This window comes from Micromonospora sp. NPDC001898 (genome assembly GCF_042891255.1).
Lineage (GTDB): Bacteria > Actinomycetota > Actinomycetes > Mycobacteriales > Micromonosporaceae > Micromonospora.
Window position 1 is genome coordinate 51517 of record NZ_JBIATC010000002.1, and the last position, 16693, is coordinate 68209.

The 16693-nt window shown below is 74.6% G+C and carries 12 protein-coding genes; 5 read left to right on the plus strand and 7 right to left on the minus strand.

All coding sequences use genetic code 11. The annotated features are described in order from the left end of the window. Positions 1–141: 141 nt before the first annotated feature. On the minus strand, positions 142–1074 hold the full coding sequence (locus ACFYZF_RS04930; RefSeq protein WP_387016152.1) for a hypothetical protein: 933 nt from the start codon (positions 1072–1074) through the stop codon (positions 142–144). A 77-nt stretch (positions 1075–1151) separates the two neighbouring features. Further along, positions 1152–2375 carry a trypsin-like peptidase domain-containing protein gene (locus ACFYZF_RS04935; protein WP_387016153.1) on the minus strand — a complete coding sequence of 408 codons (1224 nt, stop codon included), beginning with the start codon at positions 2373–2375 and terminating at the stop codon, positions 1152–1154. A gap of 203 nt (positions 2376–2578) precedes the next feature. On the opposite strand from ACFYZF_RS04935, the gene ACFYZF_RS04940 reads away from it, so the two are divergent. From ACFYZF_RS04940 to ACFYZF_RS04955, 4 genes are all read left to right on the plus strand, one after another. Beyond that, positions 2579–3901 carry a ribonuclease D gene (locus ACFYZF_RS04940; protein WP_387016155.1) on the plus strand — a complete coding sequence of 441 codons (1323 nt, stop codon included), beginning with the start codon at positions 2579–2581 and terminating at the stop codon, positions 3899–3901. A gap of 240 nt (positions 3902–4141) precedes the next feature. Beyond that, positions 4142–5362: a thiolase family protein gene (locus ACFYZF_RS04945; protein ID WP_387016156.1), complete on the plus strand. Its 1221-nt coding sequence runs from the start codon at positions 4142–4144 to the stop codon at positions 5360–5362. Continuing rightward, a complete protein-coding gene (locus tag ACFYZF_RS04950) occupies positions 5359–7428 on the plus strand; it encodes a 3-hydroxyacyl-CoA dehydrogenase NAD-binding domain-containing protein (protein WP_387016157.1) in 2070 nt (689 codons plus the stop codon). Before ACFYZF_RS04945 ends, ACFYZF_RS04950 begins: the two co-directional genes overlap by 4 nt. A 155-nt stretch (positions 7429–7583) precedes the next feature. Continuing rightward, positions 7584–8297: a hypothetical protein gene (locus ACFYZF_RS04955; protein WP_387016159.1), complete on the plus strand. Its 714-nt coding sequence runs from the start codon at positions 7584–7586 to the stop codon at positions 8295–8297. A gap of 116 nt (positions 8298–8413) precedes the next feature. Here ACFYZF_RS04955 and ACFYZF_RS04960 read toward each other — a convergent pair whose 3' ends face one another. The 4 genes from ACFYZF_RS04960 to ACFYZF_RS04975 form a co-directional block, all read right to left on the minus strand. Continuing rightward, positions 8414–8797: a VOC family protein gene (locus ACFYZF_RS04960; protein ID WP_387016161.1), complete on the minus strand. Its 384-nt coding sequence runs from the start codon at positions 8795–8797 to the stop codon at positions 8414–8416. Between the two features lie 247 nt (positions 8798–9044). Further along, positions 9045–11585, minus strand: a complete 2541-nt coding sequence (locus ACFYZF_RS04965; RefSeq protein WP_387016163.1) for a malectin domain-containing carbohydrate-binding protein — start codon at positions 11583–11585, stop codon at positions 9045–9047. Between the two features lie 390 nt (positions 11586–11975). After that, complete coding sequence (locus tag ACFYZF_RS04970; RefSeq protein ID WP_387017084.1) at positions 11976–13160, minus strand: sensor histidine kinase; 1185 nt, start codon at positions 13158–13160, stop codon at positions 11976–11978. A gap of 71 nt (positions 13161–13231) precedes the next feature. After that, positions 13232–13900 carry a response regulator transcription factor gene (locus ACFYZF_RS04975; protein WP_387016164.1) on the minus strand — a complete coding sequence of 223 codons (669 nt, stop codon included), beginning with the start codon at positions 13898–13900 and terminating at the stop codon, positions 13232–13234. A 159-nt stretch (positions 13901–14059) separates the two neighbouring features. On the opposite strand from ACFYZF_RS04975, the gene ACFYZF_RS04980 reads away from it, so the two are divergent. Next, positions 14060–15256 (plus strand): C39 family peptidase, encoded by a 1197-nt coding sequence (locus tag ACFYZF_RS04980; protein ID WP_387016166.1) that lies wholly within the window; start codon positions 14060–14062, stop codon positions 15254–15256. Positions 15257–15265: 9 nt separating this feature from the next. On the opposite strand, the gene ACFYZF_RS04985 is transcribed toward ACFYZF_RS04980, so the two are convergent. After that, positions 15266–16567, minus strand: a complete 1302-nt coding sequence (locus ACFYZF_RS04985; RefSeq protein ID WP_387016168.1) for a PQQ-binding-like beta-propeller repeat protein — start codon at positions 16565–16567, stop codon at positions 15266–15268. Positions 16568–16693: the final 126 nt, after the last annotated feature.

A 16693-nucleotide genomic window follows, 5' to 3' on the forward strand; every position in this document is an offset into this window, starting at 1 on the left:
GGGGCCCCCCCCCGGGCCGCCCCCCCCCCCCCCCCGGGCCCCGCCGCGGCCCCCCCGCGGGGGGGGGGGCCGGGCCCCCCGGGGGCCCCCCCCCCGGGGGGGGGGGGGGGGGCCCCCCGGCCCGGGCGGGCGCACCCGTTTTTAGAGGTAGTCCTCGGCCTCGTCGCAGACCTTGTTCATCCCCTGGGTGGCCTTGTCGTACGCGGCCTTGTTGTTCGCAGCCGCCGCGGTCAGCGCGGTGGTGAGCTTGTCCAGGCAGGTGGCGATGACCTTCTTCTGCCGGGCCTGCTCGTCACGGTCGTTGCGGGTGCCGGTGAGGTCCTGCTCGGTGTTCGAGAGCTTGTCCCGCACGCCCTGCAGGTCCTTCTTGAGCTTGTCGATCTCGGTCTTGTTCGCCGTGATCGTCCCGTCCCGCTCGCTGACCTGGGCGGTCAGCCGCTGCTCGGTGCGGTCCAGCTCGTTGCCTTTGGTCACGTAGAGGCCGGTCATCACGCCGCCGAGGACGAAGAGCAGACCGGCCACCAGGGCCAGCACCAGCACGCTGCGCCGGCCCTTGCCCGGGGAGGGCGCCGTCGGGCCGTACGGCGGCACGCCGGGTGAACCGGACATCGGGTGGCCGAAGCCCGGACCGGAGGCCGGGGGCACCGACATCGGCTGGGCGTACCCCGGGGCGGAGACCGGCGGGGTGGAGACCTGCTGCCCGAACGGCGGGGCCGACTGCGGCGGCTGCTGACCGTAGGCCGGCGCGAGCGGGGCGGACTGCGGCGGCTGCTGACCGTAGGCCGGCGCGGGCGGGGCGGACTGCGGGGCGCCGTACTGGCCCGGCTGCTGCGGGGCGCCGTACTGGCCCGGCTGCTGCGGCGGCTCCGCCGAGGGCTGCGGGGCACCGTACTGGCCGAACTGCTGCGTCGGCTCCGCCGGGGGCTGCGGGCTGCCGTACTGGCCGGGGGTGAACTGCCGGGTCGACTCGGCCGGCTGGCCGGTCGGGCCATACTGCTGGGGCACGGGCTGGCCGTGGCCGGCCGGCGGCGGGTAGGGCGGCTGGCCCCCGGGCCCGCTCGGTGGCTGGGACATATCTCATCCTCCAGGTGACTGGCCCGCGGCCGGACGACGGCGACGGACCGGGCTGGTACGAGGCAACGACAGCCGGTTCAGCAGATCCGGAAGCCGTCGCAGGCGACCTTGATGGGTACGGCGAGGCCGATGCCCTCGGCGTCGCGGGCCTTGGCGGTGGCGATCCCGACGACCTGCTTCTGGCCGTTGATCACGGGACCACCCGAGTTGCCGGGGTTGATCGGGGCATCGAACTGGATGACCGGACCCGAGCCCTGCTGGGCCTCGCGGAAGGCGCTGACCACGCCGGTGGTGACGCTGTCCTGGAGACCGAGCGGGGCCCCGACCACGACGATCTGCTGGCCGGACTTGACCGCCGCGGACGCCGTCACCAGGCCGGTGAACTTGCTGGTGGTGCGCAGTTGGGCGACGTCGTTGGCCTCGTCGACCTTGACGATCGTGGCCGGGTAGCGCTGATCGGTGCGTTCCAGGAAGACCTCCCGGCCGCCGCTCTCCCAGACCGACTCCACCACGTGGAAGTTGGTGAACAGGTTCGTCCCGCCGCCGGCGGCCGGCTTGCCGACCGCGAACGCGGTGCCGGTGAACTGCCCGGCCCGGACCCGGAACACGCTGGGCAGCACGGCGCTGGCCACCGCCTCGGGGTTGAACTGGGCCCCGGCCTGCCGCTCCAGGGTCTGGGTCCGCTGGTCGAGATCGTCGAGTCGGGTGCCGTCGCCCCGCTGCCCGGCGGCCAGCCGCTGGTCGGTCCCGGAGAGCCGGTCGGAGAGCCGATGGATCTGGTACGCCTGCACGCCCACCACCAGGGCCAGCACCACGGCCAACCCCAGCGCGACCAGGGTGAGCGCGCGGCCCCGGGCGGGCCGGGCGGGCGGGGTCGGGGTAGGCCAGCCGGGGGCCGACCCGCCCTGCGGCGGGTACGCCGGGCCGGGGGCCGAGGGTGGCGTAACCGGGCCGGCGGGCGGGGCCGGCTGCTGCCCGTGCACCGGTGGGTACTGCCCGGGAACCGGCGCCGGCCCACCCCACGGGCCGGCGTTCGGCGGCGGAGCCCAAGCGGCCTGACCGGGGACGGAGGCCTGACCGGGGACGGGGCCCTGACCAGGGACAGGGGCCTGACCGGGGATCGCGGGCGGCGGGTAGGGGGCGGCGGTGCCCCGGGGCGGGACGATCCGTGGCGGCAGCGGGCCGGGGCGGGCCGGGCCGTCCCCTGCCTCGGCGGTACGGGCCGGGTCCGACCAACCGCCTCCGGAACCATCGCCGGATCCCTGCCCCGCGCCTGTCGGACCGTACCCAGCCGTCGTCATCGCCACGACCTCCCCGTAGACGCCCCCGTTGCCCCCGCCGACGCGGGTTCGTCACCGGTCGGCGGCCCGAAGGACCGTACCTGCGCTGTCGCGCTTTGTCTCCCCCGGTGTCCGACCCTGCCACGTCGGGTCAAGTCGCCGGCACCGACACACGCCCTACCCGGCTGCGCGCGCCGGATCACCCGGCGCACTAGGGTTGTCAGGTGACCGACGAACCACCCCTGCGCCGTCGGGCCGCCGAAAGCCGTACCGGAGACGCGCCGCGCCACCCGCCGTCGGCCGCGCCGGAGCCGGTGGACGCGGGGCCCGAACCGACCGGCAGCGAGCCCGTGCCGCTGACCGCCCCCCACGACGGCACCCCCCTGCCAGTGGCCACCGAGGCCGAGCTCGCCGAGGTGGTGGCCCGGTTCGCGGCCGGCACCGGCCCGGTGGCCCTGGACGCCGAGCGCGCCTCGGGGTACCGCTACAGCCAGCGCGCCTATCTCGTCCAGCTACGGCGGGCCGGTGCGGGCACAGCGCTGATCGACCCACTGCCGCTGCCCGACCTGAGCACCCTGGACGCGGCGATCGCCGACGTCGAGTGGGTGCTGCACGCCGCCAGCCAGGACCTGCCCTGCCTGGCCGAGTTGGGGCTGCGCCCGCGGCGACTGTTCGACACGGAACTGGCCGCTCGGCTGGCCGGTTTCGAGCGGGTCGGCCTGGCCGCGCTGACCGAGCAGCTACTCGGCTTCACCCTGGAGAAGCACCACTCGGCCGCGGACTGGTCGAGCCGCCCGCTGCCGGAGTCGTGGCTCACCTACGCCGCCCTGGACGTGGAGATGCTCACCGACCTGCGCGACGCCCTCGACGCGGAGCTGGCCCGGCAGGGCAAGTCGGCCTGGGCGGCGGAGGAGTTCGCCGCCCTGGTGCGAAATGGCGCCCGCCCGCCCCGGGTCCGCGCGGAGCCGTGGCGGCGCACCTCGGGCATCCACCGGGTGCGCGGCGCCCGCGCCCAGGCCCGGGTCCGTTCCCTCTGGTACGCCCGGGACCAGATCGCCGCCCGCCGGGACGCCGCGCCTGGCCGGGTGCTGCCGGACTCGGCGATCGTGGCCGCCGCGGAGCTGGACCCTGGGGACGAGAAGACCCTGCTCACCCTGCCCGGGTTCGGCGGCCGGTCGGTGCGCCGGCTGGCCCGCACCTGGCTGGCGGCCCTCGACGACGCCCGGCAGTTGCCGGAGGACGCGCTGCCGGTCGCCCCGGCGGTGGAGGGGCCGCCCCCGCCGCACCGGTGGGCTGAGCGGGACCCGGTGGCCGCCGGCCGGCTGGCCCGGTGCCGGGAGGTGGTGGTCCGGATCGCCGGCGCGCACACCCTGCCGCCGGAGAACCTGATCACCCCGGACTCCGTCCGCCGCCTCGCCTGGACCCCGCCGGACGAGGTCACCGAGGACACGGTGGCCGAGACGCTGCGCGGCTTCGGCGCCCGCGAATGGCAGATCAGCCTCCTGAGCAACGAGCTGACCTCAGCCCTGGCCCCCCCACCTTCCTGACCCACTTCTCCCCGTTGATCAAGAGGTTTGCGTCAGGGGCCGCCACTCCGCTGACGCAATTCTCTTGATCACGCGGCGAGGGGTGGGGCGGTTGTGGGGTGGGACACAGCGGGGTGGGTGCCGGGCATGGTTACTGGCGAGTAGCATCCGAGGGACCACGCCCGTGCCGGCGACCTTCATCCGGTCCGCAGTGCCGCCTGTCGGCACGGAGGCCGGATTTTGGTCGATAAGGAGGCTCAAGTGCCCCGTGAAGTCCGGGATGTCGTCTTCGTCGACGGCGTCCGCACCCCGTTCGGCAAGGCGGGTGGCATGTACGCCAACACCCGCGCCGACGACCTGGTGATCCGCTGCATCCGCGAGCTGCTGCGCCGCAACCCGCAGCTTCCGCCGGAGCGGGTCGAGGAGGTCGCCATCGCCGCCACCACCCAGATCGGCGACCAGGGCCTGACCATCGGCCGCACCGCGGCCCTGCTGGCCGGCCTGCCCAAGACCGTCCCCGGCTTCGCCATCGACCGGATGTGCGCCGGGGCGATGACCGCCGTCACCACCGTGGCCGGCGGCATCGCCATGGGCGCGTACGACATCGCGATCGCCGGCGGCGTCGAGCACATGGGCCGGCACCCGATGGGCGAGGGCGTCGACCCCAACCCGCGGATCGTCGCGGAGAAGCTGGTCGACCCGTCCGCGCTGGTCATGGGCGCCACCGCGGAGAACCTGCACGACCGGGTCCCGCAGGTCACCAAGGACCGCGCCGACGCGTTCGCGCTCGCCTCGCAGCAGAAGACGGCGAAGGCGTACGCCAACGACAAGCTCCAGGGCGACCTGGTGCCGATGGCGATCCGCGACGCCGACGGCGGCTGGGGGCTGGCCACCGTCGACGAGGCGCCCCGGGACACCTCGCTGGAGAAGCTCGCCACCCTCAAGACCCCGTTCCGCCCGCACGGCAAGGTCACCGCGGGCAACGCCGCCGGCCTGAACGACGGTGCCACCGCGAGCCTGATCGCCGCCGAGGACACCGCCCGCGAGCTGGGCCTGCCGATCGCCATGCGGCTGGTGTCGTACGGCTTCGTCGGCGTCGAGCCGGAGGTGATGGGCGTCGGCCCGATCCCGTCGACCGAGAAGGCGCTGCGCATCGCCGGCCTGAGCATCGACGACATCGGCCTGTTCGAGCTGAACGAGGCGTTCGCCGTGCAGGTGCTCGCCTTCCTCGACCACTTCGGCATCGCCGACGACGACCCCCGGGTCAACCCGTGGGGCGGCGCGATCGCCGTCGGTCACCCGCTCGCCTCCTCGGGCGTGCGGCTGATGACCCAGCTCGCCCGGCAGTTCGCCGAGCATCCCGAGGTCCGCTACGGCCTCACCGCCATGTGTATCGGCATCGGCATGGGCGGCACGGTCATCTGGGAGAATCCGAACTGGACCGGTTCCGCCGTCGAGGCTGGACAGGAGGGCAACAAGTGAGCGCGCTCGCCGCACCGAACGAGGTGGTCACCAGGGCGCTGCTGCGCCAGGTGAACGTGCCGGGGCTGGACCGGCCGGCCGCCCTGATCACCCTGGACAACGGCTTCGACCACACCAAGCCGAACAGCTTCGGCCCGGGCGGGCTGACCAGCCTGGACGAGGCGATCACCGCTGCCCTCGCCGCCGACCCGGCGTTCGTCGCGGTCACCGGTAAGCCGTACATCTTCTGCGTCGGGGCGGACCTCACCAGCCTGCCGCAGCTCGCCGACCGGGAGCAGGCCCGCCAGATCGGCCGGCTCGGCCACCGGGTCTTCGCCCGGCTCAGGGACAGCCAGGTCCCGACGTTCGCCTTCGTCAACGGCGCGGCGATGGGCGGCGGCCTGGAGCTGGCCCTGCACTGCCACTACCGGACCCTGTCCGGCGGGGCCTCCGCGCTCGCACTGCCCGAGGTCTCCCTCGGGCTGGTCCCCGGCTGGGGCGGCACCCAGCTCCTGCCGAACCTGATCGGCATCCCGGCCGCGACCCAGGTGATCCTGCAGAACCCGCTGATGCAGAACAAGATGCTCAGGCCGAAGCAGGCCGCCGAGCTGGGCATCGCCGACGTGCTGCTGGAGCCGGCGGACTTCCTGGAGCGGTCCCTGGAGTGGGCCGCCGGCGTGGTCCGCGGCGAGGTCACCGTGACCCGGCCCGAGGTCGACAAGGACATGTGGGCCGGCGTGCTGTACTTCGCCCGGCAGACGCTGGACCAGCGGCTGCACGGCGCGGTCCCGGCCGCGTACCGGGCGCTGGACCTGCTGGAGACGGCGAAGGACGCGGACTTCGCGACCGGCACCGCCGCCGAGGACGAGGCCCTGGCGGACCTGGTCTTCTCCGAGGAGCTGCGCAGCGGGCTGTACGCGTTCGACCTGGTACAGCGGCGGGCCAAGCGACCGGCCGGCGCGCCGGACAAGGGCCTGGCCCGCCCGGTCACCAAGGTCGGCATCGTCGGCGCCGGCCTGATGGCCAGCCAACTCGCGCTGCTGTTCGCCCGCCGCCTCCAGGTCCCGGTCGTCATGACCGACCTGGACCAGGCCCGGGTCGACAAGGGCGTGGCCTACGTGCACACCCAGATCGAGAAGGCCGTCAGCAAGGGCCGGATGGACAAGGGCACGGCCGCCAAGCTGTACGGCCTGGTCGGCGGCTCGGTCGACAAGGCCACGTTCGCGGACGCCGATTTCGTCATCGAGGCCGTGTTCGAGGACCTGGACGTCAAGAAGCAGGTCTGGGCCGAGCTGGAGAAGATCGTCTCCCCGGAGGCGGTGCTCGCCACCAACACCTCGTCGCTGTCGATCACCGCGATGGCCGAGGAACTGGAGCACCCGGAGCGGGTGGTCGGCTTCCACTTCTTCAACCCGGTCGCCGTGCTGCCGCTGCTGGAGATCGTCCGGGGCGAGCGCACCGACGACGCCGCCCTGGCCACCGCGTTCGCGGTCGGCAAGCAGCTGAAGAAGTCGTCGGTGCTGGTCTCCGACGCCCCGGCGTTCGTGGTGAACCGGCTGCTCACCCGCTTCCTCGGCACCGTCTTCGCCGCCGTGGACGCGGGCACCCCGCTGGACGTGGCGAACGCCGCGCTGGACCCGCTGGGCCTGCCGATGCGCCCGCTCGCCCTGCTCCAGCTCGTCGGCCCGGCCGTGGCGTACCACGTGGGCGGCACGCTGCACGCGGCGTTCCCGGACCGGTTCGCCGTCAGCGAGAACCTGAAGCGGATCGCCGAGGCGGGCCAGCCGATCGTGGTCGACGACCAGATCAACGACGAGGTGGCCAAGCTGCTGGTGGTCGGCGACGCTCCGCTGACCGCCGAGCAGGTGCGGCAGAACGCGCTCGACGCGCTGGCGCAGGAGATCCGGCTGATGCTCGACGAGGGCGTCGTCGCGGAGGCGCAGGACATCGACCTGTGCATGATCCTCGGCGCCGGCTGGCCGTTCCACCTGGGCGGCGTCACGCCGTACCTGGACCGGACCGGCACCAGCGAGCGGGTCACCGGCCGGCGGTTCCTGCCGCGCGGCGCGGCGAGCCTGCCCGCCTGACCCGCCCCGCTCCCCCGCGACCGCGGTGGCACGGGCGTCCCCCTGGGGCGCTCCGGCCACCGCGGTCGTCGCTTCAGCCGGCGGGCGGGGCAACGACTGTCGGACCGGCTGGCTACGATCACCGCTCCTGATCAACTATCTGGAGCTGACTGAACATGTCCCAGCCGGACAACCCCTACCCGAACCAGCCGCAGCAGCCGTACGGCGAGCAGCCCGCCCCGCAGCAGGGCGGCTACCCGCCGGCCGGCCAGCCGTACGGCGCGCCGGGAGCCGCGCCGCTGCCGCCGGCGCCGAAGAAGTCCAAGACCGGCAAGATCGTGCTGATCGTCCTGGCCGTGGTGCTGGTGCTCTGCTGCGGCGGCGGGGCGATCGCCTGGTTCGCCGTCAAGGACGACGTGAGCGACGCGGTCGAGGCCACCAACACCCGGGTGACCGCCCCGGCCACCCTCGCCGGCCGGCCGAAGGCCACCCAGCCCGAGCTCCAGGCGGCGGTGCAGGGGATGATCGCCGAGATGAAGTCCACGGTGCAGAACGAGACCAGCACCGCCGGGGCGGTCTACGGCGACCCGGCCAAGAAGGACCTGGTGATGATCGCCGCGGCGTCCGGCCTGCTGACCGACCCGAAGAAGGAGCTGGACGACGCTTTCAGCGGCAACGAGCTGCCCATGAGCAACGTCGCTGCGGTGGACCCGGGCCCGCTGGGCGGCGAGGCGCGCTGCGCCGACAGCGAGAGCGAGGGCACCAAGCTGGGCATCTGCGCCTGGGCCGACAAGGGCAGCGTCGGCATGATCGTGATGTACTTCAAGACCGGCGCCCAGGCGAAGGCCGAGTTCGTCACCATGCGCGGCCAGATCGAGCAGCGCTCCTGAGCCACGCGTGACACGGGCCCCCTCCGCCGTCGCGGCGGAGGGGGCCCGTCCCGTCGGGCGGGTCACGCCTTCGTAACCCGCCCGGTCACGCCGTCGCGGCCCGCCCGCTCCGGGCGTCAGGCCGTCGCGGCCCGCTCGGCGGCGCTGCGCAACACGCAGAACTCGTTGCCCTCCGGGTCGGCGAGCACCACCCAGCCGGTGCCGTCCGGCCGCCGCCGGTCGTCCACCCGGGTGGCGCCGAGGTCGACCAGCCGCTCGACCTCGGCGTCCCGGGGCCGGTCGGCGGGCTCCAGGCACAGGTGGACCCGGTTCTTCACCGTCTTGTCCTCCGGCACCTGGAGGAACAGCACGGTCGATCCGTCCGGGGTGATCACCATCGCCTCCGGGTCACCGGGGAAGTCGTCGGGCTGCCGCTCGGAGCCGAACACCTCCGCCCAGAAGCCGGCCAGCGCGTAGGTGTCGTGGCAGTCGAAGCTGATGTTCCTGATCCGTGCGCTCACGGTGTTCCTCCATGAAGGAGTTGGAGCGCCCCGCGTGATCGGCAGAGGTCAGCGGCGGGTGAGGCGGGGCGCGGGACTGGTCGTGGACATCAACCGCACCTCCCTCCGGCCGTCGGGCTGACGCGGCCGATCTTGCCAGCCTCCGCCGTTGCCGGGCAACCTCTTTTCGGCGTACCCGGGAACGGGCCCGGCCCGGCCCCGCGCGGACGCGGAACCGGGCCGGGACACCCCGTGGTGCGACGGGGGTCTACGGGCCGACGAAGACGGCCTTGGCGCGCCAGTCGACCCCGTCCACGGCGGGGCCGCTGACGGTGGTGAACGCGCCGGTGGGCACGCCGCCGGCCCACGCGGTCGAGGCGAGCGCGCCGGTCGAGCGGCTGACCTGGTACAGGGTGCCGCCGGCCAGGAAGACCGAGCCGGTGTCGGCGAATCCGGTCACCCCCGCGACGGTGAACTTGTCGGCGCCGACCGCGCCGCTGTCCGGGGTGAACCAGCGCCAGTACAGTCCGCCCTGGCCGGCGAGGGTGTAGTAGAGCCGGCCTGCGGTGTAGAACATGCCGGTGACGTTCGCGATCTCGGGGTAGAAGTTGCTGTTCACCCCGACGTAGGTCTGACCGTCCGGCCCGGAGTCGGTCTCCACCGTGTCCCAGTACGCGTCGTGGTACGGGTCGACGAGGCTGGGCGCGCCGAAGGTGGTCCCGTCGAAGGTGCGCCGCTGGAGCGCGCCGTTCATCGCGTAGAACAGGGTGCCGCCCACCCAGAACGCGCCCCTGGCCGTGGACCACGCGGTGTTGTCCGGGTTGGCCACCGGGGTCGCCGCACCGACCGTGGCCGCCCCGTCGTACGCGCGGGCCTGCACCTCGTTGCCCGTGCCGGTGGGCGGCGGGCCGGTCTTGACGATCTCGATGGCGTTGACGAGCGGGTTCTCCACCACGTGCCCGAAGTCGATGTCGACGCTGCCGTCACTGACGATCGTGAACGACCGCATGGTGCCGACGTTGTGCCCGGGCGTGGCCGCCAGGTCGAGGTTGTCCAGGACGAGGGTGCCGTCGAGGGTCACGTCGAAGACCCGCTTGCCGGGGGTCGAGGTGCTGGCGTACCGGTTGGCGAGGTAGAGACGGACCTCCACCTGGGTGCCCGCCGGCACCGGAAGATCCCACTGCATCTCGGGGGCGGCCACGGCGTCGTACCGCTCGGTGTTGAACAGCTCGGCCGGGGTGCCGGCCGGGACGGTGGCGTCCAGGCTGCCGACGGCGGCGTAGCTCGCGGTGCTGCTGCCGGCGTTGTGGTAGGTGCTCGGGTTGCCGGAGTCATCGGCGCTCCAGTCCGGCCCGCCGGTGGTGGACGCGACGGCGGGGCCGCCGGCATTCACCCGGTGCAGCACGTGGGCGGGCACCGGGACCCCGGCCTGGTACACCCTGCCGGGCAGGCCGGCGGTGGTGGTCGGGTGCGGGGCGTTGCCGCCGGTCAGCGGGAAGAACGCGATCCGCTCCCGGCGGTGCTGGAAGTTGCCGATCCAGGAATGGTCGGAGCCGAGCCAGATGCCCTGCGGGGTGACCAGCAGTTCGGCCACGCCGTAGCCGCGCGGGTGCCGGCCGGGGTTCCAGGACAGCGGCAGCCCGTTGCCGGGGTCGAGGGCGGCGATGCTGGCCCGGCCGATGGCGCCGGCCTGCGCGGAGTCGCCGCCGAGGCTGTTGTTCAGCCAGCGCAGGTGCCCGCCGACGTAGACGGCCTGCTCGCTGATCCCGACGGAGAGGAAGGTGTCGCCGCCGGAATAGTTGGCCCAGGTGGGCTGCTGGGCGTCGCCGGTCGCGGCGGCCTCCCAGCGGGTGGCGGTGTCGCACAGCGATCCGGCGTGCGCCCCGCCGGTGGTGACCACCACGAAGTAGCTGCCGTCGGGGGCGAAGGCCACGTCCCGCATGTACGAGTCGAACGCCCCGTACGAGCAGCGCGGGGTGTACCGGCTGGTGTTCCAGTCGGCGATGGTGGCGGCGGTGGCGCCGAGGTCCAGCTTCACGATCTGGTCGTGCAGCACCCCGTCGGCCTTCTTGAAGTTGCCGATCACCACGAGCTGGGTGCCGTCCGGGGAGAGCGCGAGCTTCTCCGCGCCGATGCCGGCCTTGGCCCCGCTCACCCCGTCGTAGTTGTGGTTCTCGGTGAGGGTGGTGGTGAGGTAGCCGTCCAGCGCGCCGGTGGTGGCGTTGAGCGAGGCGAGCCCGCCGCGCGGGTTGGCGTTCCCGGCGGTGGTGAAGATGCCGCCGACCAGCAGCCGGTTGCCGGCCAGGGCGACGTCGTCGATCAGGCCGTTGAACGCCGGCCCGGCGAAGCTGGTGACCGTGGCCCCGGTGGCGAGGTCGACCAGGGCCACCTTGCGCCGGGTGACGCCGTTGACCGTGTTGAACTTGCCGGCCAGGTAGACGGTGCCTGCGGTCGGGCCGGCCGCCACCGCGTTCACCTCGTTGTCGACCGTCGGCGCGAACGCGGTGTCGACCGCTCCGGTGGCCTTGTCGAAGGCGAGCACGTAGTCACGGGTGATGTCCACGTCGGAGTTGCGGTTGCGCACCTTGCTGAACGATCCCGCCGCGATGATCTTCGTACCGGCGTCGTGGATGGCGAACACCGTGCCGTCCTGGATGTTCGGCGACGCGGCCGACGGGACGGTGGAGACCACGGTGGGGTGGCCGGGCGCGGCGCCCGCCGGGCCGGCGACGGCGAGGCCGGCGACGGTCAGCGCGGCGGCGGCGAGCGCCGCCAGGGTTCGGCGGGCCAGGGCCGAGGGGTGGGTCACGGGCAACTCCCGGAGCACGTCGGACGGGGGGTGGCCGCGGGCGCCGGACGGCCTGAGGCGCGGCCGGTCCTGGGCGCACCGCGTGGGACATGGCGCCACCACACCTTGGCCTATCGTCCGGCGGTCGTCCAGCACGGGCGGCGCATTGTGTCCGACCGCCCGGCGGCTCTGCCCGACCGCGTGGCCCCACCGGCCGAGTGCCCGGCGCGGCCCGGCCACCTGACCCCGCCCGGCCCGCCCACCCGGCACCCGCCGTGCCTGGTCAGCCGGGCCGGGCACACGAAAAGCTGAGCGCCGAGTCAGCCCGACCGACGTGCCGCCGGGCCGGCGGGGCGTGGTGCGGCCCCGGCCGCCCGCCGACGTGCCGCCCGCGCCGGCGGGACCGGGCCGTCACCGGTCGGTCGTGGGTCGCCCGCCGCCGTGGGCCGGGCCGGTCAGCACCGGCGTGGCGTCGACAGCGGGCAGGGTCACCGTGACCTCAAGGCCGCCGCCCGACTGGGCGACGACCCGCACGGTCCCGCCGTGCGCGTCGCAGACCGCCCGGACGATGGACAGGCCCAGCCCGGAACCCCGGGCCCCGGTGCGTTCCTGCCCGCCCCGGCGGAACGGCTCGAACAGCCCCGGCACGTCGGCCTGGCTGACCTCGAACCCGGTGTTGGCGACGACCAGCCAGGACGAGCGGCCGTCCGTGCCGGTGCGCACCCGGATCAGGCCGTGCAGGTGGTTGTAGCGGACCGCGTTCTCGATCAGGTTGCCGGCCAGCCGGTCCAGCAGCCCGGGGTCGCCGACGACCGGGGCCGGCTCCAGGGACGTCTGCACCCGCAGCCCGATCCGCTCCATCTCCCGGCGCATGGCCGAGAGCGCGTTGACAGTGCCGGTGGCCAGGTCACACTCGGTACGCCGGCCCAGCCGCCGGCCGGCCTGGGCCTCGCTGCGGGCGAGCACCAGCAGCGCGTCGACCAGCCCGTTGGCCCGCTCGGAGGCGTCCCGGACCACGGTGGCCATCCGGCGGTACTCGGCGGCGTCCGCCTCGTCGTCGCTGAGCGTCACGTCGATCTCGGTCCGCATCACCGCCAGCGGGGTGCGCAGCTCGTGCGAGGCGTTGGCCACGAAGCGCCTCTGCGCCTCGAACGCGGCGGCGATCCGGTCCAGCATGGCGTCGAACGTCTTGGCCAGCTCGGCCACCTCGTCGTCCGCCCCGGACCAGCCGATCCGCTGGTCGAGGGTGGCCTCGCCGAGCCGCTGGGCGGTCGCGGTGACCTGGTGCAGCGGGCGCAGCGCCCGCCCCGCCACCGCGTACGCGCCGGCCACCCCGACCACGCTGATCGCCAGCAGAGCCACCAGGCCCTTGGCCAGCAGCTCGTTCGACGCCGCGTCGACGAGCTGCTGCTGCCACTGCCCGGCGTCGAGCAGCCGACCGTCGGCCAGCAGCACGGTGGTGCCGGGGACCAGCTCGTCGGTGGGGCGCAGCGCGTCGCGGACCAGCAGCCAGGCCAGCAGCACCAGGATCGCCCCGGCGCCCACCAGCAGCACCCCGTTGAGCAGGGTGAGCCGCAGCCGCAGGGTGGGCCGCAGCCGGACGGCCGGGCGGCGCAGCGCCGGCCAGGGCAGGGTGCGACGGCGGGCCGCGGGCCGGGTCGGGGCGCTCACGCCGACCCCTCGGCGGTGCGGTAGCCGGCGCCGACGACCGTCTCGATCAGCGGCGGGTCGCCCAGCTTCTTGCGCAGGGTCATCACCGTGACCCGGACGATGGTGGTGAACGGGTCGGTGTTGGCGTCCCAGACCCGTTCCAGCAGCTCCTCGCTGGATACCACCGCCCCGCGCGCCTTGAGCAGCTCGGCCAGCACCCCGAACTCCTTGTTCGTCAGGTCGACCGGCACACCGCCCCGGGTCACCAGCCGGCGGGCCGGGTCGAGCACCAGGTCGGCGACGGCGAGCACCGGCGGGGCCGCCGGGGTGGCCCGCCGGCCGAGCGCCTGCACCCGGGCCACCAGCTCGTCGAAGGCGAACGGCTTGGGCAGGTAGTCGTCCGCGCCGAGCTGCAACCCCTCGACCCGGTCGGCGACCGTGCCGCTGGCGGTGAGCATGAGCACCCGGGTCAGGGTGCCGGAGGCGGCCAGCTCGGCACAGATCTGGTCACCGTGCATGCCGGGCAGGTCCCGGTCCAGCACCACCACGTCGTACCGGGTGACGAAGGACATCTCGTGGCCCGAGTTCCCGTCGTAGGCGACGTCGACCGCCATGCCCCGCTTGCGCAACCCACGCGCGATCGCGTCGGCGAGGTTGCGCTCGTCCTCGACCACCAGTACCCGCATACCCGACCTCCTCGCCGGCTGACCTGCCGACAAACCTAGTGCCGGCCACCAAACCGGCGTCGCGCCGCCCGCACCGCCGACCGCCGACCGCGTGGCGTTGCAAAAAACCTTCAGGTACGGGATGCTTCCCGGCGCTGATCTGCGGCGGAGGGAGCGGCGATGACCGGACCGGCCCCGACCACCCGGCGGGACGTCGTCCACCGGCGCTTCCGGCTCCCGGCCGACCTGGCCGCCGGGGCCGGCGACGGGATCCGCGCGGACTCCGCCGGCGCGGTCCTCGCCGCCCCCACCGGCCGGCTCGCCCACCCCGACGACCCCACCCGTTGGTACGACGCGGCGAGCTGGACCTCGCCGCCGGTGTCCACCGGGTTCCCCGTCGCCGATGTGGTCCCCTCCTGGGCCGCCGACACCCCCGACGGCTGCGGCGTCCTCGTCGAGCTGCGCGGCTGGCACGCCGACGCCCCGGCCACCGGCTGGTACACGCTGGCCCGCTGGGCCGCCGACGACGAGCCCTTCGGCCGCACCTCCGTGCCCGGCCAGCAGGACGCCGACGCCCGGGTGGACACGGACACCCTGGTCGTCACCGGCGCGACGGTCACCGGCTGGCAGGCCCGGGTGACGCTGCTGCGGCCGGCCGGCGGCACCGCCACCCCGGTGCTACGCGCGCTCGGCGCGGTCGCCTCCGGCCCCCGGCCGGCCACCCCGGTCGGCACGCACCGGGCCATCGAGGGTGACCGGGCCGGCTGGGGCCGGACGCTGGACGTGCCCCGGTACTCGCAGCGGCTGCTCGGCGGGCAGGAGGGGCGCTGGGGCGGCGGCGGGGACTCCTGGTGCAGCCCGACCAGCGTCTCGATGGTGCTGGACCACTGGGGTGCCGGCCCGGCCCCCGACCGGTACGCCTGGGTCGCGCCGCCCGGCCCCCGGCCGGTGGTGGTGCACGCTGCCCGGCAGTGCTACGACCCGGCCTTCGACGGGGCGGGCAACTGGTCGTTCAACACCGCGTACGCCGACGGGCACGGGGTGGACGCGTTCGTCACCCGGCTGCGGTCGCTGGCCGAGGCCGGCGCGTTCGTGGCCGCCGGGCTGCCGCTGGTGCTCGCCGCCGCGTACCGCCGGGGCGACGTGCCGGGGCTGGACTACGACACCAAGGGGCACCTCGTGGTGCTGGTCGGGTTCACCGCCGACGGCGACCCGGTGCTCAACGACCCGTACGCCCCGGACGACGCGGGCGTACGCCGCACCGTGGACCGGGACCGGTTCGAGGCGGCCTGGCTGGGCAGCAGCGGCGGGATCGTCTACGTCATCCGCCCGCCCGACGTGCCGCTGCCCCCGCCGCCCGAGCAGCCCAACTGGTGACTTGAGGCGTCACCGGGGCAGCCGCCTCCAGCCGTGCGTCCCGTTAGCACGGCGGCAGAGCAGGTCCCGGCCGCTGGAGTAGCAGTCCTCCACCACGTCGGGCAGCACGTCGAGCCACCGGGCCACCGCCCGCGCCGGGTCCAGCTCGGCGACGAGCAGCCCGCCCTCCCGGGTGCGCCGGCCGCCGAACAGCGGCTCGTCCGGGCCCTGGTTGAGCACCAGCTCCCAGCGCCCCAGCTCGGCGATCGTCCGCCCGGTGGCGGCGTCCAGCACGGCGAGGTCCGGGGCCACTACTCGGTCGTCGGCGGCCACGAGGAGTCGGCCGCCCCGGGCCGCGACGAACCGCTGCCAGCGCGGGTTGACCCACCTGGGCCGGAGCGTCGCCGGGTCGAGCGCCGACAGCCCGGCTTCCCGACCTCCGACGCAGAGCAGGTCGCCGCACTCCTCCAGGTACTCGTTGGCGGACAGGGCGAGTTCCCAGCGCCGGTCCAGCGCGTCCAGCCCGTACGCGGTGACCCGGTAGTCGCCGCCGACCCCGCTGTTCGCCCTCACCAGCAGCAGGTCCCCGGCGAAGACGGAGCTCGGGTACCCGCCCGGCCGTGTATCCCCAACGCGAAGGACCGCCCCGGACCCGGCGTCCCGTACCTCGATCCGCCCGGACTCGGGGATCAGCACGACCTGGTCGATCTCCGCGCCCCGGTAGTGGTGGGCCGTCCGACCCCGGTCCACCGGTGCCGACCACCGGGGCCGCCCCGACGGTAGGTCCACCACGCGCAGGGGGTCCGCCGTCTCGTCGTCGCCGCCCCCGGAGAGGAGCAGCCCGCCGCCGACGGTGGGAACCGGGAAGCCGGGCTGCCGCCACCGTTGCCTCCCGCTCGCCGCGTCCAGGGCGACCGTCTCGACCATCCCGCCGTCCCGGCCCCCGCCTCCGGTGATCAGCACGAACCCGCCGTGCTCCAGCACCTGGAACAGGCCCTCCCCGCCGGGTGCCGAGGTGCGCCACAGCGGTCGCAGGGCGCTACCCGCGCCGGCCGGGTTCGCGTAGGCGGTCACTCCCCGCGTCCCGCCCGCGCCCGGCATCTCCGGGTCCGCCACGTACAGCCGGCCGCCGGCGATGCGGACCTCGCGGCCGAGCCGGCCGTCCATGACCGCCGAGGCGGGCCGCACGAGCGGCGCGGACGAGGCCAGGGCGAGCAGGGCGACGGCCCCGGCCAGGGCCACCCGCAGCGGCCGGCCCACCGCCCTTGGCGGGCGGGGCGGGGGGTCCGGCTCGACGTCGCCGCGCAGCTCGCCGAGGTCGATGACGGTCACTGGTGGCCCTCCCCGAGTTTGCGTGCCGGCCCGCCCGGCCGGCACGGGGGAACACCGAGCGGCCGGCACCACGCGGCGATGTCTGTACGATGGCCCGTCGTGGCTGTGCCGGTGGTAGACCCCTCG